Source organism: Denitratisoma oestradiolicum (genome assembly GCF_902813185.1).
GTDB classification, from domain to species: Bacteria; Pseudomonadota; Gammaproteobacteria; order Burkholderiales; family Rhodocyclaceae; genus Denitratisoma; species Denitratisoma oestradiolicum.
Genome location: NZ_LR778301.1, coordinates 2,221,338 through 2,239,205, shown reverse-complemented (window position 1 = coordinate 2,239,205; position 17,868 = coordinate 2,221,338). Strand labels below are relative to the sequence as shown.

Sequence of the window (17,868 nt, the reverse complement as noted above, 5' to 3'; positions counted from 1 at the left end):
TATGTCTGCTGAGAGCTATTCCAAGCAGGCCTCATGCTGAACATCCAGTGCCGACGCCTTCGTCAATTCACGGGCCATTGCCAATGGCAGCATTTCGCGGTCATCGGTGTAAATCATCGCTGATTCGCGAGCTCGACTGATGGCGACATAGAACGTTGCGCGATTTGCAGTCAGACTGTTGGCATCGGCTTCGATCATGACCCGCTCGCAAGTTTGGCCTTGTGCGGAATGCACAGTGGAGCAATAGCCGTAATCCAGCATTAATGGCTGGGTGCCGTCCAACCAAACGTGTCGCCCATCCGGCAATTCCATCGTCAGCCGGCGACTCTCTGGGTCGAGTGCTACGATTCGGCCGAGATCGCCATTGACCAAGCCACGCCCTCGATCATTGGCTGTCACACGGACCAGGTCCCCCTCGGCTAGCGGTCGTGTTTCAGGGACGAAGACGCTGATCCTGGACATGGTTGCTGGCTGCCAGGCCACACGCGAGCCGTCCGTCCGCTCGATGAGGATGCGGTGGTCCAACCGTGCCACAACGTGGGCCAACTCACCGCGCTTAAACCCTAGGGCCGTGTAGTCGACTTCGGCCTGTAGAACATCGCCTGCGTCGTAGTTCAAGGTCGAGCGTCGTGCGGCTTCGGTCAAGTCTTTACGGACGAGGAGGGTGAAGTCTTGGCCGCCTTCCAAGCCCAGGCGCTCCCGGATGCGGCGGTTGAGCTCGCGCCGTGCATGGCGCGTTCCGGCAATCACGCGCGTTTGCGCGCGCTCCTCCGGGGTCAAGGTCGTGTAATCGGTAGCGATACGGTCATGGCGTTCGGCCGTCGAGACGATATGCGTGGTTTCCTTCTTCAGCAGCTCCACTGCCAAAGCCACCTTACCATCGACTGCGTGCTCGACAGCCTGCCTGAGGACAGCATTGCGCTGACGCCGAATCTGCCCAACCAGGGCTGTGGCCATGCCGTTGGCCTGCAATTGCGCAAACGGCTTGCCGGCTTCGACGGCAGCGAGTTGCGACGTGTCACCGACCATGACAACTCGGCAGTGGGCCTCCTGGGCAGCGCGCAAGATCGCCAACATCTGCGTCGTGGAGGTCATACCGGATTCATCGACCACCAGCACCGTCTTGGCATCCAGTCCCTTGTATTTCCTTCGCATGAAGGTGGCAATGGTTTCCGACTGAATGCCGGTGCTCGCCAGTTCGCGTGCGGCACTGGCACTCGGTGCCAGACCCAGAACCGTGTAGCCGCAGTTCTTGGCAATTGTCGTTGTTGCCGCCAGGAGCGTTGTTTTGCCGACACCAGCCCGGCCCTGAATACCCATTACTTGGTGATATGTAAGCAGGACGCCCAATGCCGCCTGCTTTTGTTCTTCTCCAAGGCTTCCCAGTTGTGCTTCAAGGGCCATCCTGTCGCCGTCATAGACTGGTGAAAGCGAGTCTCGTCCTGACTCCTCAATAGACAGGATTTCCGCCTCGCGCGCCTGCGCTGCTGCCGTGGTGTAATCCTTGCCGCTGGCGATCAGCAGCCCCGACTGGCGAGCTTCTTCCAGTCCGGCCTTCAGTTCGTCAATGGTAAGGGTGCCAACACCCTGCTCAAGGGTCGAGCGCAACAGTTCCATGCGGCTGAACACGGCTTCCCTCTCACCAAGGTGTTCCACAACCTGGACCAACACCGCCTGCACATCGTCGCGGGTAGCCACCGGCCGCCCATGCCCTACCGGGCTGGTGAAGTCGATGCCATGCTCTTCACTGAGTGTTTGCCACTCCTGCCGCAATTGATCGCGGTCGACTGCGGTCTTGCGATCTCGGGTGGCCACGGCAGCGATCTTCTTCGCCCAAGCGCTCGCCTCGTTGCGTGCCTGGCCTTGCCTTTCCAGATGCGCCTCGATGGCGGCGCTACGTTGGCTGAAGGCGAGCACCTGGTCTTCCGAAATGTGCGCCAACTCGAAACGGCCGTCCGCATGTGTCACACGAGTTTCGTAACCGAGCGCCTGAACCTCGCGCGCCAATTCAGCTCGGTACAGCGTACCCAGCAGCATCTTGTGCCTGTACAAGGCCTCATTGTTCAGCGCCCGCCATTGCCCATCGGCCCGGCTGGTGACGTTAAGGATGACGGTATGCGTGTGCAAGTGCGGATCGCATGCTCGACTCAAGTCGTGCTCGAAGCGGGCCACCACGAGATTGCCTGTTGGAATCGAGCGGGTCTGTCCATCCTCAGTTACGCGACAGGCGGCCAGGGTCTCGGCATACACGAGCGCGCGATCCACCGCTCGCTGATGGGCTCCCAGCAGGCGCATGTCACCGCCCACCAAAGCCTGGAGGGATACGGATTTTGGCGCCGAGAATGTCGCATCGGTGCCGCCACGGCGGCCTGCGGCGGCATGGTGCAAAATCTCACCGGTTAACAAGCGGCCGTCGAGTAGTGCGGCAAAGACGTTGGCATCGACCGGCCCAGAGAGGCCCAATATAGCAGCACTGCATCCCCACCAGTTGCTCGGACTACGATCACCTGTGTAGTAGTCGTCGGCGGCTTCGTAGTACTCGGCAGCAGCCTCGCAGTTGCCGACATTGGATAGGCTCAACATATCACCGTTCCTTGAATGGCTTTATACGAGCAGAGAAGTTCCCGGGGACCAGTTGGACTTTGGCGACGGGGTAGTCTCCTGCGAACTTCAGGTAGCCATGAAGTGGGGGCAGTGAAGTCAGTTCCGAAGGCAGTACCAGGGATTCGGTGGTGCGCTGGCTACTCTTGCTTGTCGTGGCACCGGTTTGCCCTTGGTTGTAAGTGGTCTGCATGCGCTCGATTTCGATCTGGCCAAGGCCATCTGAAATGGCCTTTGCCGTTTCAGGGTCTGCATTCGAGCAGCCGAGCGCCAGGAGGTTACGGAAACAACTGCGCAGCGTTTTGGCATTGTCGCGGCCATACAGCGCATCGAGTTGTGCCACGGCTTGCAAGCCAGCAACCACCCTCAAGCCATGTTTGCGCCCCTTGGTCAGCGCAGCTTCCAGGCTGCCAAGGCGCTCCAGACTGGCCAGCTCATCCAGGACCAACCATAACGGGTGTGGATTCTCCGTCGGCAGTATCAAAATCGACGCCATCAGAATATCCACCCAGCCACTAACCAACGGGCGCAGGCTGTCCAGCATATCTTCCCGCCAGGTGATGTATAGATTGCCTTGGCTGGATTCCAGCCAATTTCGCAGACTGAAGTCACCGACGCGGAGATGCTGGTAAGGGCCAACGTGCTTTGTCAGAATGAATCGAGTGCTGGCTAGGGCTTTTTCGGCGCCAGGCTGGAACAGGCCACTGGCCGCCGATCCCACCAAGAAACTGGCCAACTCAGCAGCTGGAGCGGCGGTCAGCCAGTACAACAGGCGCTCGGTCGTGTTTTCGCCGGCTTGGGCCATTGTCCGCATTGTTTCGGATAGCATCAATTGGGCGGATGTGTGCCACTCCTGAGTATTGGGATCGGGACTATCCGGCACTACACTTTTGGACAACCGCTCGAAATCGTAAGGTTTGCGAATCTCGTTAAACAACGACCCACCAGGGCTACGCTTGTCGAACGGATTTAACAGCGTGTCCCCCTTCTTGCCGAAGCGTGCTAGAGCATGACCATTGGGGTCGATGACGATGGCACGGTCGCCTCGTGCAATTACGGTGGCTAGAAGCTGATCGATTGCCGTGCTTTTCCCCGTGTTTGTGCTGCCGGACAACAGGAAATGACTGGGTTCGCATTCGACTGGAATCGGCACCCCGGCTATTTCCACTTGCAGAGGGGCGGCATCCTTCCGCCGCTTGAGCCGGGTGCGCTTGGCCAGTTCTTTCCCGGTGACCAGCTTGGCACCACGCAATACGCGGTCGCCATCGTTCGACCAGTCGCCAGTCCAATAGAGCGCAAACCCCATGGGGATAAATCCCAGTGCCAAAGCCTTCCAGGCAATGGGACGCAAGCTCGGATGCTCAAATGTTTGCCACAGCCCCATGGGCAGCGTGGTCCATGGGTTGGCAATATTGAACTGGTGCAGAACCATCCAGCACCAAGCAAACAGCGAGATGAGAATGCTGGTCAGAAGCGCCAGGGCAAGAATACGGAGGGTGATTTTCATGGTGAGCTCCTTAGGATTTCTGGGCGAGTTTGGCGCGCACCTGTGCGACCAGTTGAGGGTTCAAGTGCGCCGCTACTGCGCGGCACAGATGCAAGGTTTCTTCGCTTGCCGGGGAAGGCGCCATGCGTTGCCCGGCCAGGCTGTCGATGCGTGCAAGCAGTTCTCGCCGCATGGCGTCGATCTGCTGCGCATCGTTTTCGCGTTCGAGCAGCCTCCGGATGTGAGCAGAGACTGGGACGCCGATTTCGCCAGCGTCTTGACAAAGCGCCGCATAAAGCGGGGAAGGCACCCTTACGGTCAAGATTTTTGTGGTCATGCTGTAACTCCTTGTACATCCACAGTTGATGCGTTTCGTATGTGCTTCACTGTCACTGCTGTATCTGCCGCTAAACCACACTGGACGCGGCATTCCAGGCAATCAGCCCATTGCGTCCGGTGTGTAACCCCTTTCCTTTTTCATTCCTTTGGAGTGGTTTTTGCTGGACATTTCTGATGCTGCCGATATGCTGCTTTGGTGACTTTGAAACATGGCGTCATTGTCCCGATGCGTCTTGTGCTAGTCCGGACAGATAGCAGGGGATTTTGAGGGGGGATGTGAATGGCTTTTCTGATGGGCAATCATCACCACTTCAAACAATTTCTGGCCTTGGGCCGTCGTTTGCTGGGTGGTATTCGCACAAAGCTTCCGGCGGAATATTCCTCGTCGGTGCTCTGCCTGATACGTGCAGGTGCATGCCGAAGTGCCGCGCCAGGTCAAATCGAATGCGATATGTGGTCTCAAACCTCGGCGATGCAAAATTCCGGATCAGAAATAAGCAGCGGATCACGACCATTCCTGAAATCGACGACCTATGAGTGTCATGACTGCAAGAGGCCGTTTGTTCCAGAGATGCAGGTCGCAAACGGGCTAAAAAGCGCCCTTGGCGGAAGTGATGGCTTTGCCACATGGAAACGGCTGGCTAGTGGCCGTCAGCGTATGTCGGCAGATCAACTCAGGAAGGTGACTGCATGGGCGCTTGCAAGAGGCTGGCTAACCTATTTCGAAGCGGCGATTGCTGTTCAGCAAGCAAATATGCAGGCTTGCCCGTCACCGGTTCAGATGGATGACTTCTCATGGTCATTCCGTGAAGTAATCAATGATTGGAAGCAGAGGCGGCCAAGTCGAGCTAGGGATACGCTTCCACCAAGATTTACGTCATCAACACTTCGCTACATCCGGAAAATCGCATGCATGCGCTCTGCGCCGGAGACTATTGAGTGCGAAAAATGGTCTCAGACTGACCCGTGTCCACCAGATTCGCCGGGGCTATATTTTAGGGGGGGACAGAAAGGCCCCTTCGTGGTAACCGCCGGCTATGTATGCGACCGCTGCAAGCAGCCTCGCGTTACCAGTGAACATCTATTCAGGCAACTTGGTTTAGCGGCAGATAAAGAAGATTTCAGTGATCGGACGTGGCGCCGGTATATCAATGCCGATCAACCGATGCCGGTGGATCAGTTTCGACGTGTGATCGCAAATGCTTATGTGGTGGGATGGTTAGGCCCCTGGCAGGCTTTGTCGATATGGTGGAATATAGATCAACTTGTGGCAACAAAGGCCAGTCTGCTTGCCGTCACTCGACGAGCATCGGAACGTAAAGACTTCGAGGCAGGCCAAAAGCTCGGAGTATCAGAAATTGAGATCAAGGACGAATTGGCAAAACAGTTGCGGATACTTCAGCATGAAACCACGCACGGGTTCCATCAGCGGCTGAAGGACGAAACTCTTCCTCCGGAGCTTCGGCAGCTGTTCGAGGAGGCAATTCTTGAAGCGAGAGCTGGAACACGCCCCACATGCTAGGTTTCTGATACGAAGGGCTGTGTTTTTAGGGGACATTTATGTCGCTCATGGCAAACCGGCTTCGAAGTCCAAACTTGGCCAAGCGATAACCGAAAGCCAGCCCGTAATCAAAGGCCCGCGACAACGGCCAGGCGCTACCGAGTAACCAGTTTGCCAGCTGTCGTTGCCGCCTGTATCACTTTTTGATTCGCGGTGAAGATCGTCAGCCCCTGTACCGTCGCATAGTCGCCATCGTCCGTCACGATCTGGGTGACGCCGGCCTTCAAGGCCGCCTCGGCCATGAATAAATCGTAGCCATCGAGGCCGACGGATGGGAACAGGGTTAAGGCTGACTGCATGAAGCCACTATTCATATCGAGGTCGAGCATTGTGCTCGTGTCGAGTACGTCGGCCCAAGTGTCGGCAATTACCTTGACGACTTTGCGACGCTCATTCTGATACTCGTAGCGGAATTCCTTGGTCCCAATCGTCTTGCTCGCCCGATTGGCGTAAATTTCGCGCTCGGCTTTCTCAATGTTATGAGCCAACTCGGCGAATGTCAGGCCATAGCAGTGCAGCGTCGATTTTGCGGTAATCGCCGCCTTCAAATAGCTGGGGTAGAGTGCTTGGCTGGTGGAAAGGTCAACCGACGCCCGCGGATAGGAAAGCCAATACCAGGCGTTGGTATCGACTAGGAAAACATCAGAATCTTTCGGGGTATCCGCCCGTATATCGACAATCTTGGCGCGGACGACCAGCGGCATCAGGCGGCGACGGCGTTGTCGTGAACGATGCGGTCAATTTCCTGCCGCTGGGGGGCAGTGGCGCCATAGTATTCCTTGGCGTTTTCGATTACGCGGCGCAGCACGCGGTTGCCAAAGTCGGAAAGGTGCTCAAACTTCAGCAGGGCGTTCAGGGTATCCGCCGTCAGGTCACCCAGCAGGCGGCCAATGCCGGCATTGAAGAAGGGGGAGGCAAAGACTTCTACGCCGTCAAAATCCAGTTCAACGGCTTCGCCGTGGGCCAGCGGGTCGTGAATGCGCGCATAGACGGCCTCGCCGTCGTCCAGCGTCATGGCATTCTCGCCTACTAAATCTTTGACCTTGATATACATGGTGTCTCCCGTTCAGAAAAATGGGGTGGTGCTTGTTGCCGCTACTTCGTTGGACAGCATGTAATGCTTATCGTCACACAATAGCCGAATCTGAACCAGGGTGCCCTCAAAAAAAGGCTGGAAATTATCGTAGGTTTCGCCCTTTCGGTCAATGTTAGCGCGGCCATCGTGACTATAGACCGCCATCGTGCCGTTGGCCTTCTGAACAAATTCCTTAAGCAATTCAAAGCCTAACCCGCGCGGAAAGGTCTGCTGCGGCTGGGTGGTGTGCCCCGGCGTGAATGCCCATCGCATAGCATCCGCAGCCGGCATAGTGAGATTGCCAAGGTAGATGCGAACATTCGAGGGGATGCCCACGCCGAAATCGGCCACCGTCAGGAGCAATTCCCGCCGCTTCGGAAGGTATTGCCCGCAGCTATAAATGCCCACCGTGGTTTTGCTGTGCTCGAAGGCATTGGCAAAGATCTCCCACACTTGCCCGGCAATTCCATCGGCCAAGGCCGCGCTGACGTTAATCCAGCCACGCCCGAGCCAGTCCCGTTTCAGGCTGTCGATGATCTTGTTCTTGTCCTGCGCCAGATGTTCCTGATACGGGATGGCGTTGCCCTGCCAAGCTGGTGTTTCCGCGCCCATCGCATGGGCGAAACCGTTTTGCAGCAAGTTGGCTTCCACCTTGCCGCGCATGGTGCCTACCAACAGGCGAATCTTGCCGCCCCGATGCCGAATCAGTCGGGACAGCCCGCCAAGGAATGCCACTGCGTTGGGTCGCAGAAAGTCACACTGGGAGAAGTCAAAAGTGACCTCTGCCCCGTCGCCGGCCTCCTGTACCTGTTGCCAGATACGGACAAGCTGCTGTGCGTCCCACAGCTCATCATTGAGGCGCGGGACAAAGACCGTCAGTGCTGTCAAAGCTCTCCCCGAAATGCCCTGGCCAAGAGGGCCGGAACGTAGGCCGCGAGGTCTGCGGTCAGTTCGGCTTGCAGGCGATTCATCTCTTGAGCTTTCTCCCATAGCCTTGCGAACACGACTTGCTTGTCGTAATCCGGCACGGGCACCTTAATGGCTGCCAGTTTCGTCAGTCCCAAGGTGCGATTGCGGCCGGCACCGCCGGGGGATGCGTCGCCCAGATCGTGCAGCCCTTGCTCGGTCGTGAAATGGAAATACAGGAATGGCGACGTGGCGACCTTGGGTTTGGTCACACAGGTAATGAACCGGTGCGAGCCGACGCGGCCGGCGTCTTCGGGCTTGACCACAGCGACCGCGCCTTCCCAGGCAAAGACGTTGTTGAAAATCAGGTCGCCGGGGTGAATGTGGTACAGCCGCTTGCTGCCAAGCTGTTCGGCGCTGATCGCCGGCTTGTGGAAGGTGCCCTTGCCGAAAGAGCGGATGCCCAGCTCGGGATAGTTCTGGCCCGCCTGCACGGTGACCGGGCGGCGTTCTTGTGGCGCAACCTCGCCCAAAGGTTTCCACTCGGCATCGGTGATGATTTCCGCGTAATAGCCCGCCAGTGTCGCGCGCATGTCGTCGATCAACTCTTGTTGCGCTTTGCGGATAGCTTCGACTCGGCCGGTTTGGGCTTCGATGCGGGCCATGAGGCGCTTCTGTTCTGGAATTGGAGGAACAGGTATTTCAAACCCCGCGACAATTCCCTTCGAAACTTCAGCGAAGGTGCCTCCGCGCCCCAGATGGATAAGATCGTCGATCCGATGCTTCAGTGCCCAGTAGAGAAAACGAGTATAAATGGCATCACTTGGCACAAGGTTCTTGAATCCTTGGTTTGTTGCCATTGGAACCGTATTGATCGCGAGATTGCCAATCGGTGCCCTGCTCGTAAGCAAGACAGATTGCGCCGGGATTAGCTGGGTTGCACAGGCTTCATACCCTTCCTGCGAAATTCGTCTATCAGTTTCAGAGATTTCGATCCCAGCAAGCTTCCCAAGGTCCTTTGGCGTCGCCCAACGAATATCACCGCCCCAAAATTCCGGGCGATCAGTCTTCGGGGTTGCGCCGGACACAACGCGGCAAACATCCCCAAGTGCCCGCCACTGCCACCCTTCAGGCAGTTCAAACCGCTCCATTGCCCGCCTCTTCCAGCAGCAGCGCCCGCATTTCTTCGATCAGTTCCAGCACGCGCTCCTGTTTTTCAGCGACGCGCTCCAGTATTTCCTCGGGTGCTTCGTGCTCGGTCTTGTCCGGCTCGATCAAGCCGAGCCCGGACAGCGTCATGTTGTAGTTATTGTCGCGGATCGCCTGCGCCGGTACGCGCCAGGCGCGGCCGGGTTCTTCGACCCGTGCGGGCCACTTGGCAAGCAGGTCGGGAAAGTCGTTACGGTATTGCGGGCCGAACTTGCGCGACTTGGTCAGCGTGGAGCCGTCGCCTTCAAGGCGATAGAACCAGACGCTTTCCGTCGGTTTGCCGCTGTTCTCGAAGATCAGGAAGCAGGTCGGGTTGGGTGTATAAGGCTCGAACATGCCTTTGGGCAGGATGACCACGGCTTGCAGGTCGAACTTGTCGAGCAGGCGCTTTTTGACTTCGATATGGCTGCTGGTATCACCGAACAAAATGCCGTTGGGGAAGATGATGCCGGCGCGGCCACCCGTGCGCAGCGAGCGTTGGGCATGGGCAAGGAAGAGAACGTATTTGTCGCCCTTCTCGATGCGCAGCGACGGCTTGGCGTCGGTTCGCGCGCCGGAGAACGGCGGGTTTTCCAGCAAGATGTCGAACTGCACTTCGTCCCAGCGGTCTTCGCCGCCGCAGATCGAATCACGGCGCACAATGGGGGAATGATCGAAACCGTGCAACACGGCATTCATGGCGGCCATGCGCAGGATGTCGGGGTCACCGTCGAAGCCATGCAGGGCGCCGGTTTGCAGAAAGTCCCACTGTGCGCGCTTGAGCTTGTCGCCGATGCCGCGCTTGACCTTGCCACCGTAGGGGCTGTCGATTTCGCGGATGAATTCGGGCGAGGTATTGGCCAGCAGAATGTGCTCGTAGGCGGCAATGATGAAACCGCCCGTGCCGACGGCCGGATCGCAGCAGGTCTGGCCGATTTTTGGATCGACCATCGACACGATGACGCGAATAAGGTGGCGTGGGGTGCGAAATTGTGCGGATGCTTTTTGTCCGCCGAGATCGCTGGCCAGCATCTCGAACAAGTCGCCCTTGATGTCGGAATCTTCCGCGAGCAAGGCCACGGGCGAGAGCGCATCGGTGAGCTTGCGAAGCGTTGCGCCGTCCGGGATGACGACCGCCGCGCCGTTGAAGATGGCGCGGGCGCCTTGCGACAGCAACGGGTGTTCGGCCAGCTTGGGCAGGGTGTCGCGCAGGGTGGCGAGCATCTTGGCGTTATCGGGGTTGCTGGTGAGCACGCTCCAGCGCAGCGGCTCGAAATCGACCTTGCCCCAACTGGCGGTGCTGACTTCGGTGAACAGCGTTTTGTGTTTGTCGTTGCCAGCGTCTTCGTGTTCGGCGTCCATTTCCTCCAGCATCTTGAGGAGGAGCAGATAGGAAAGCTGGGTGACGTAGGTAATCGGGTTGGAGACTTGCGCCTCCCACAGGGTTTTGCAGAGGCGCTTGAGTAGCGAATTGAGTTGGCCGGAATCCATGTCGTCCTATCGTGATGCGGTTTTACGAGTTACGCGGCAAGCAGCGTGTTGAGTTCTTCGACGACTTGCGCGAGGCCGTCCTTGCCGAAAAGTTGTTCCATGCGCGCCCGTCCGCCATAGATGGAGAACGGCGGTTGGCTGAAGATGCGCAATTCGATGGTGTCGCCCGTCAGCACGCGCTGCTTGAGCAGGCGCAGCATGGTGGCCTGTCCGGGGTTGAGGCTGCTTGAATGCTGCGTAACCCAGGCATCGAAGACGCGCTCGATGCGTTCCTCGCGGCTGGGGAACTTGAACACGCCGAGCGCGGCACGGATGAAGTCGGTGAGCGAGCCGGTGGGCTGCTCGAACGCCTTGCGCAGGCTGACTTCGGAGAAGTAGTTTTTCGGGGCGTCGAGGCGACGGCGCAGCGCTTCCCATTCTTCTTCGCTGACTTGCTGGCCAGCAAAGATTTTCTGCACCACGGGGTCGGCCTTGTGCAGTTCGGAAACCTTGGCCGCCCATTCATCCTGATAGGTATGGCGGTCGATCTGCAAGCCTTCCGGGCCAACCAGGATCATGTGCTGGTTGCGGATTTCGTCTTCTTTCTGGCCTTCGGGAATGACGACCCATTCATTGCCGGGGCCGGGTCCATCGCCACCACCCCCGCCCCCGCCGCCCTGTCCAATTTCTTTGGGCGTGCGGTAGTCAATGCTGGAGTCGTTGAATCGGGCGACGTTGCCGACGAAGTCGTAAATCCAGAATTCGGTCTTGCCGATCTTGGGACAAATGCGGCTACCCCGACCGCGCATCTGTGCATATTTCATTGCCGACTTGGTGGGGCGCAGCATCAGCAGGGTTTCGATTTCCTTGTGGTCGAAACCGGTGTCGAGCATGTCCACCGACACTGCGATATAGGGCAGCGGGTCATATTTGAAACGGTTGATGGCCGGCTTGGGGTCGCCGTTGTTGGTGTAGCTGGTGATCTTTTCGGCGAAGGATTCGCGCACCTGACCCGGTGACACATTCAGCCGCGAGGCGATAGCCAGACAAAGATCGTCAGGCAGCAGGCGATTGATGAGCTTGGCCAGCATATCGGCCTGCTTGTCGGAGACGGCAAAGACGATGGTCTTGCGCGGGCGCTCCTTCAAGCGCGGAGTCTCGACGCGGAAAAACTCGTCGAGCATGGTCTTGAGGCGGTCTTCCGATTCAGCGCGACGGCCCCAATCGGTGGCGCTGATTTCCTCCTCATTCCAGGTGGTGCCTTCAAGACTTAGCTGGGTGTCGGCGACGTAGATTTTGTAGGGCACCAAGCACTTGTCTTTGATGCCTTGCTGAATGGTGTAGGCGAATGTCGGCTTGCCCCGCTTGGTGGCGGCATCCCAGCAGTCGAAGAACATGTAGGTGTTCTTGACGAGCTGGCGTTCCTTGTCGCTGACCCAACGCAGTTCGCCGGGGCTGGGGGTGGCCGTGAGGCCGATATGCAAGGCGTCGAAGTGGCCCAGCGTGGCGCGGTGACTGTTGTAAATCGAGCGATGGCATTCGTCGGTGACGACCAGATCGAAATAAGCATGACCGAAACCCCCTTCACCCAACTGCGCGGCGATGGTGTCGAGCGTGCCGACGACAATCTGGCCCTCAAGGCTGCGCTTGCCACCGTAGAGCAATTCGGTCGGCCAGTCTTTCAGGTACTCGTCGAATGTCTCTTTTGCCTGCTTGGCAAGTTCGATGCGGTCGGCGAGGAACAGCACGCGAGAAATTGCCGCCGACTGAAACCAGCGTTTCATCAGCATGGCGATGGTCAGCGTTTTGCCGGTGCCGGTGGCCATCTCGAACAGCATCCGGCGGCGCCCGGTGACCAGTGCCTTGTCGGCTTCCTTGAGGCATTCGAGCTGATATTGCCGTGCTTCCGCCTGTTCGCCCCGGAACCAGAAGGTTTCCGGGTAGGGCAGGATCGCAAGGGTTTCCTGAAGCGTGCCCTTGCGGTGATATTTCAGATTGGCGCGGGTTTCCAGATCAGCCTGCGACGGCAGGCCCATGATAGGGCGCGCATCGCCATCGCCGTAGTCCCAGAAATAGTGCTCGTTGCCGTTTGAAAGAATAATGAACGGGGCGCCCAAGCCCTGCGCATAGGGCAAGGTTTGTTCTTTGGCACCGTAGGGGTCTTTGCCGAAGCGCTTGGTTTCGATGACGCACAGCGGGCGCGTGAGCGAATTCTTGAGCAGGTAATCGGCGCGACCGTCGGCGGCAGGTTCTTCTGTGGAGACTTGCGACTTGTCGAAGATGTCCCAGCCCGCATCCTTGAGGAGCTGATCGACCACCATGCGGGCATCGGTTTCGCGGGACATTTTTCTGTATCTTTTTGTGGGATCAGGGCAAATTTTCAGGATACGACAGCAGTCCGAAGGCAAACCATGGGCATATTACTATGCTGCAAAGTGTCTAAAAACAAAAACCCCCATCAGTATTGACGGGGGTTTTCGAGTGCTTATCTATCTGAAAAACTTAGACACTACACCTGAACTTCATTAGCAATATCAACGAATTGAGGTATTTCGTTAAAGTTCATGTAGCGATAGACGTCGGCGGCCTTGGCGTTCACCCCTTTGACCTGCTCCAGATACTCCGCCATGGTCGGAATCCTGCCCATCAGCGCGCATACGGCGGCGAGTTCGGCGGAACTCAGATAGACCTGGGTGTCGATACCCAAGCGGTTGGGGAAGTTGCGGGTCGAGGTGGACACCGCCGTGCTGCCCTTCCTGATCTGGGCCTGATTGCCCATGCACAGGGAACAGCCGGGCATTTCCATGCGGGCGCCGGACTTGCCGAGAATGGCGTAGTAGCCTTCCTCGTTGAGGATCATGGCGTCCATCTTGGTGGGCGGAGCGATCCACAGGCGGGTGGGAATGTCGCTCTTGCCGTCGAGTACCTTGCCGGCGGCACGGAAGTGGCCGATGTTGGTCATGCAGGAGCCGATGAACACTTCGTCGATCTTTGCGCCGGCCACTGCGGAGAGGGGCTTGACGTCGTCCGGGTCGTTGGGGCAGGCCAGCAGGGGTTCCTTGACATCGGCCAGGTCGATCTCGATCACGGCGGCGTACTCGGCGTCGGCATCGGGCTGGAGCAGGGTGCCCTTGGCGATCCACTCCTCCATGGCCTTGATACGGCGGCCCAGGGTGCGCTTGTCCTCGTAGCCTTCGGCGATCATCCACTTCATCAGGGTGATGTTGGAGCGCATGTATTCGACGATGGGCTCCTTGTTGAGGCGCACCGCACAGCCGGCGGCGGAACGCTCGGCGGAGGCGTCGGTGAGCTCGAAGGCCTGTTCCACCTTGAGGTCCGGCAGGCCTTCGATTTCCAGGATGCGGCCGGAGAAGATGTTCTTCTTGCCCTGCTTGGCCACGGTGAGCAGGCCCTGCTGGATGGCGTAGTAGGGAATGGCGTTCACCAGGTCACGCAGGGTGATGCCGCGCTTGCCGGCTTCGTCCAGGGAACCCTTGAAGCGCACCAGCACGGATTCGGGCATGTCCAGGGGCATCACGCCGGTGGCAGCGGCGAAGGCCACCAGGCCGGAGCCGGCGGGGAAGGAGATGCCGATGGGGAAGCGGGTGTGGCTGTCCCCGCCGGTGCCGACGGTATCCGGCAGCAGGAAGCGGTTGAGCCAGCTATGGATCACGCCATCGCCGGGCCGCAGGGACACGCCGCCCCGGGCGGTGATGAAGGAGGGCAGGGTGCGGTGGGTCTTGACGTCCACCAGCTTGGGGTAGGCGGCGGTGTGGCAGAAGGACTGCATCACCAGATCAGCGGAGAATCCCAGGCAGGCCAGATCCTTCAGTTCGTCCCGGGTCATCGGGCCGGTGGTGTCCTGGGAACCAACGGAGGTCATCCTGGGTTCGCAGTAGGTGCCGGGGCGAACGCCCTTGCCCTCGGGCAGGCCACAGGCGCGGCCGACCATCTTCTGAGCCAGGCTGAAGCCCTTGCCGGTATCGGCGGGGGTGCCGGGCAGGCGGAACAGGGTGGAGGCGGGCAGGCCCAGGGCCTCCCGAGCCTTGGCGGTCAGGCCCCGGCCAATGATCAGGTTGATGCGACCGCCGGCACGGACTTCATCAAAAATGACATCGGACTTGACGCTGAATTCGGCGATGACGGCACCGTTTTTCAGGGCCTTGCCTTCATAGGGGCGCAGTTCAACTTCGTCGCCCATGTTCATCTGGCCGACATCGAGTTCGATGGGCAGGGCGCCCGCGTCTTCCATAGTGTTGTAGAAGATCGGGGCGATCTTGGTGCCGAGGCAGACGCCGCCGAAGCGTTTGTTGGGCACGAAGGGAATGTCTTCGCCGGTGAACCAGAGTACGGAGTTGGTGGCGGACTTGCGCGAGGAACCGGTGCCCACCACGTCGCCCACGTAGGCCACCAGGTTGCCCTTGGCCTGGAGCGCTTCGAGCTGCTTCAGGGGGCCCCGTTCGCCGGCCTTGTCGGCTTCGATACCGGGACGCGGGTTTTTCAGCATGGCCAGCGCGTGCAGCGGAATGTCAGGGCGGCTCCAGGCATCCGGAGCAGGGGACAGATCGTCGGTGTTGGTTTCGCCGGTGACCTTGAAGATGGTGACCTTCAGCGAAGCGGGCACTTCGGGACGCTGGGTGAACCATTCGGCATCGGCCCATGACTGCATCACGTCCTTGGCGTTGGCGCTGCCCTTCTTGGCCAGTGCGGCGACGTCGTGGAAGAAGTCGAACATCAGCAGGGTGGACTTGAGGGCCTTGGCCGCGACCGTGCCGACCACGGCGTCGTCGAGAACGTCGATCAGGGGCTTGACGTTGTAGCCGCCGACCATGGTTCCCAGCAGTTCTGTGGCTTTGGTGCGGGAAATCAGCGCACAGGCTTCCTCGCCCTTGGCGACCTTGGCGAGGAAGGCGGCCTTGACTTCGGCCGCGTCATCCACGCCCGCCGGCACGCGATGGGTGATCAGGTCCACGAGGAAGGCTTCCTCGCCTTGGGGAGGACTCTTCAGCAGTGCGATCAGTTCGCTGGTCTGCTGCTTGGTCAGGGGCAGGGGCGGGATGCCCAGCGCGGCGCGCTCGGCGACATGCTGGCGATAGGCTTCGAGCATGGCGGTTCCTCTCGTAGTGTTGGGTTAATCGAAAAAACGTTGATGGATGTCGGCGGGCAGGGCCATGCCCGTGTTACGAGCCCGTTGCAACAGCTCCCAGTAGTATCGGTAGGAGGCCCGGTCATGGAGTTTGCCCTGGTGCTGGGTGGGCCCCCAGGCTGCATCCTGAGCCGCCGTCAGAATGGCCGCGGCCTCGGTGACTTCTTCAAAACGGGGACGCATCGCCTCAACGATGGGCTGGATCTGGGATGGATGGATGCTCCACATGCGCAGGAAGCCGAAGTCCGTCCGGGCACGGCGGGCATCCTTGCGGACTACGTTTACGTCCTGCAATTCGGTGGTGACGTTGTGGGCCGGGACGACGCCCTGGCCCAATGCGGCGGCGGCGATCTCACACTTGGCCCGTGCCACCAGGGGATGATCGAACTGGCCGGGGGAGCGCATGGCGCTGCCGGGGATGGCACCGTGATGGCTGCTGACGAAATCCATCAGGCCGAAGTCGACAGATTCCACATGGGGCAGGCCAGCGATCTGCCAGACTTCCCGCAAGGCACCATGGGTCTCTATCAGCACATGGACCGGAACTTCCCGATCCACGCCATAACGGTGGCGCATTTCGTCCAGGGCGGTAATCTGGGTCAGGGCATCGTCGGCGGAGTCGGGCTTGGGCAGCACGATGTAGGCTACCCGATGGCCGGCGCAGCCAATGATGATTTCCAGATCCTGGCGCCAGTGGGGATGGGTGACATCGTGAATGCGGGCGCCCACGCGGCCGTGGGTATTGGCGGTCGTGTCGTTGATCATGGCCGCCACCATCTCGGCATGTTCCCGTTCCCGCCCGGCGGGGGCGCCATCTTCGCAATCACAGGTGATGTCGAAAATGGGGCCCAGTTCCTTCTGGATTTGAAGGGCCTTGCGTATCAGCTTTTCGCTGCCGGCGTAATGCTCGCAGGCAGAGAGGGCGGGGAAAGGTTTGGTGCCCTGATAGAGCACCTGAGCGGGGTGAATGGAGTGACTCACCTGGCGCGCTCCTCGTCCCCGCCGACCGGCATTAGCCCAGCAGGGCCTTGACGCCGTCCTGCTCTTCCTTCAGCTCGTTCAGGGTGAAGTCCATCTTCTCCCGGGAGAAGGCGTCGATCTCCAGGCCGGTGATCCGCTCGTACTTGCCATTGGCGCAGGTGACGGGCACGCCATAGATCACGTCCTGGGGGATGCCGTAGGAACCGTCGGAGGGAATCCCCATGGTCACCCACTTGCCATTGGTGCCCAGGGCCCAGTCGCGCATGTGGTCGATGGCGGCATTGGCGGCGGAGGCGGCGGAGGACAGGCCTCGGGCCTCGATGATGGCGGCACCGCGCTTGCCCACCTTGGGAATGTATTCGTTCTTGTACCAGGCTTCGTCATTCACCAGGGCCGGGGCGGCCTGGCCGGCGATGGTGGTGAAGCGGTAGTCGGGATACATGGTGGGGGAGTGGTTGCCCCAGACGACCATCTTCTCGATGCTGTCCACCGGCTTGCCGGTCTTGGTGGCCAGTTGCGACAGGGCACGGTTGTGGTCCAGGCGCAGCATGGCGGTGAAGTTTTCCTTGGGCAGGCTGGGCGCCGACTTCATGGCGATGTAGGCGTTGGTGTTGGCGGGGTTGCCCACTACCAGCACCTTGATGTTGCGGGCGGCCACGTCGTTCAGAGCCTTGCCCTGCTCGATGAAGATCTTGGCGTTTTCCATCAGCAGGTCCTTGCGTTCCATGCCTGGGCCACGGGGACGTGCACCCACCAGCAGGGCGTAGTCGGCATCCTTGAAGGCCACGCGGGGATCGTCGGTACCGACCATGCCGGCCAGGAGCGGGAAGGCGCAGTCTTCCAGTTCCATCATCACGCCCTTCAGGGCCTGTTGGGCCTTTTCCATGGGCAGTTCCAGCATTTGCAGGATGACCGGCTGATCCTTGCCGAGCATTTCACCGCTGGCGATACGGAAAAGCAGGGCATAACCGATTTGTCCGGCAGCGCCGGTCACTGCGACTCGAACGGGGGCTTTGGCCATTTTGCGAACTCCTAGACGAAGCAAAAAGTGTTGAATGGGGGGGCGTCAGCGGCATGCCTGAACCGGAGGCGGGAGCAAATGGGTATGCCACATG

The 17,868-nt window shown here is 59.5% G+C and carries 13 protein-coding genes; 1 reads left to right on the top strand and 12 read right to left on the bottom strand.

Going from position 1 to position 17,868, the window contains the following annotated elements:
* Window positions 1-15: 15 nt before the first annotated feature.
* From mobF to DENOEST_RS10245, 3 genes are read right to left on the bottom strand one after another with little or no spacing between them, the layout of a single operon-like run.
* On the bottom strand, window positions 16-2,583 hold the full coding sequence (gene mobF, locus DENOEST_RS10255) for a MobF family relaxase (protein WP_145770874.1): 2,568 nt from the start codon (window positions 2,581-2,583) through the stop codon (window positions 16-18).
* A 1-nt stretch (window position 2,584) separates the two neighbouring features.
* Window positions 2,585-4,108 (bottom strand): type IV secretion system DNA-binding domain-containing protein, encoded by a 1,524-nt coding sequence (locus DENOEST_RS10250; protein ID WP_145770873.1) that lies wholly within the window; start codon window positions 4,106-4,108, stop codon window positions 2,585-2,587.
* A 10-nt stretch (window positions 4,109-4,118) separates the two neighbouring features.
* Entirely contained in the window at window positions 4,119-4,424 is a 306-nt protein-coding gene (locus DENOEST_RS10245; RefSeq protein ID WP_145770872.1) for a hypothetical protein, read from the bottom strand.
* Window positions 4,425-4,706: 282 nt separating this feature from the next.
* On the opposite strand from DENOEST_RS10245, the gene DENOEST_RS10240 reads away from it, so the two are divergent.
* Entirely contained in the window at window positions 4,707-5,948 is a 1,242-nt protein-coding gene (locus DENOEST_RS10240; RefSeq protein WP_145770871.1) for a hypothetical protein, read from the top strand.
* Window positions 5,949-6,082: 134 nt separating this feature from the next.
* Here the strand turns inward: DENOEST_RS10240 and DENOEST_RS10235 are convergent, their stop codons facing one another.
* The 9 genes from DENOEST_RS10235 to DENOEST_RS10195 form a co-directional block, all read right to left on the bottom strand.
* Window positions 6,083-6,691, bottom strand: a complete 609-nt coding sequence (locus tag DENOEST_RS10235) for a PIN domain-containing protein (RefSeq protein WP_145770870.1) — start codon at window positions 6,689-6,691, stop codon at window positions 6,083-6,085.
* On the bottom strand, window positions 6,691-7,041 hold the full coding sequence (locus DENOEST_RS10230; RefSeq protein WP_145770869.1) for an STAS-like domain-containing protein: 351 nt from the start codon (window positions 7,039-7,041) through the stop codon (window positions 6,691-6,693). The genes DENOEST_RS10235 and DENOEST_RS10230 overlap by 1 nt, the downstream gene beginning before the upstream one ends.
* Before the next feature lie 12 nt (window positions 7,042-7,053).
* The gene (locus DENOEST_RS10225) at window positions 7,054-7,950 is read right to left on the bottom strand and encodes an ATP-binding protein (protein WP_145770868.1); all 897 of its coding nucleotides are present in this window, start codon (window positions 7,948-7,950) and stop codon (window positions 7,054-7,056) included.
* Entirely contained in the window at window positions 7,947-9,119 is a 1,173-nt protein-coding gene (locus DENOEST_RS10220) for a restriction endonuclease subunit S (protein WP_145770867.1), read from the bottom strand. Before DENOEST_RS10220 ends, DENOEST_RS10225 begins: the two co-directional genes overlap by 4 nt.
* Entirely contained in the window at window positions 9,106-10,647 is a 1,542-nt protein-coding gene (locus tag DENOEST_RS10215; RefSeq protein WP_145770866.1) for an HsdM family class I SAM-dependent methyltransferase, read from the bottom strand. The genes DENOEST_RS10220 and DENOEST_RS10215 overlap by 14 nt, the downstream gene beginning before the upstream one ends.
* A 29-nt stretch (window positions 10,648-10,676) precedes the next feature.
* Complete coding sequence (locus tag DENOEST_RS10210; protein ID WP_145770865.1) at window positions 10,677-12,971, bottom strand: type I restriction endonuclease subunit R; 2,295 nt, start codon at window positions 12,969-12,971, stop codon at window positions 10,677-10,679.
* Between the two features lie 164 nt (window positions 12,972-13,135).
* Complete coding sequence (gene acnB, locus DENOEST_RS10205) at window positions 13,136-15,733, bottom strand: bifunctional aconitate hydratase 2/2-methylisocitrate dehydratase (protein WP_145770864.1); 2,598 nt, start codon at window positions 15,731-15,733, stop codon at window positions 13,136-13,138.
* 24 nt (window positions 15,734-15,757) lie between these two features.
* Window positions 15,758-16,753 (bottom strand): HpcH/HpaI aldolase/citrate lyase family protein, encoded by a 996-nt coding sequence (locus DENOEST_RS10200; protein WP_145770863.1) that lies wholly within the window; start codon window positions 16,751-16,753, stop codon window positions 15,758-15,760.
* 31 nt (window positions 16,754-16,784) lie between these two features.
* Complete coding sequence (locus tag DENOEST_RS10195; protein WP_145770862.1) at window positions 16,785-17,774, bottom strand: malate dehydrogenase; 990 nt, start codon at window positions 17,772-17,774, stop codon at window positions 16,785-16,787.
* Window positions 17,775-17,868 lie beyond the last annotated feature (94 nt).

Coding starts and splice junctions, on each gene's coding strand:
- DENOEST_RS10245 (WP_145770872.1), bottom strand. CDS start 4,424: ATGACCACAAAAATCTTGACCGTAAGGGTGCCTTCCCCGCTTTATGCG.
- DENOEST_RS10235 (WP_145770870.1), bottom strand. CDS start 6,691: ATGCCGCTGGTCGTCCGCGCCAAGATTGTCGATATACGGGCGGATACC.
- DENOEST_RS10220 (WP_145770867.1), bottom strand. CDS start 9,119: ATGGAGCGGTTTGAACTGCCTGAAGGGTGGCAGTGGCGGGCACTTGGG.
- DENOEST_RS10215 (WP_145770866.1), bottom strand. CDS start 10,647: ATGGATTCCGGCCAACTCAATTCGCTACTCAAGCGCCTCTGCAAAACC.
- DENOEST_RS10230 (WP_145770869.1), bottom strand. CDS start 7,041: ATGTATATCAAGGTCAAAGATTTAGTAGGCGAGAATGCCATGACGCTG.
- acnB (WP_145770864.1), bottom strand. CDS start 15,733: ATGCTCGAAGCCTATCGCCAGCATGTCGCCGAGCGCGCCGCGCTGGGC.
- mobF (WP_145770874.1), bottom strand. CDS start 2,583: ATGTTGAGCCTATCCAATGTCGGCAACTGCGAGGCTGCTGCCGAGTAC.
- DENOEST_RS10210 (WP_145770865.1), bottom strand. CDS start 12,971: ATGTCCCGCGAAACCGATGCCCGCATGGTGGTCGATCAGCTCCTCAAG.
- DENOEST_RS10195 (WP_145770862.1), bottom strand. CDS start 17,774: ATGGCCAAAGCCCCCGTTCGAGTCGCAGTGACCGGCGCTGCCGGACAA.
- DENOEST_RS10250 (WP_145770873.1), bottom strand. CDS start 4,108: ATGAAAATCACCCTCCGTATTCTTGCCCTGGCGCTTCTGACCAGCATT.
- DENOEST_RS10240 (WP_145770871.1), top strand. CDS start 4,707: ATGGCTTTTCTGATGGGCAATCATCACCACTTCAAACAATTTCTGGCC.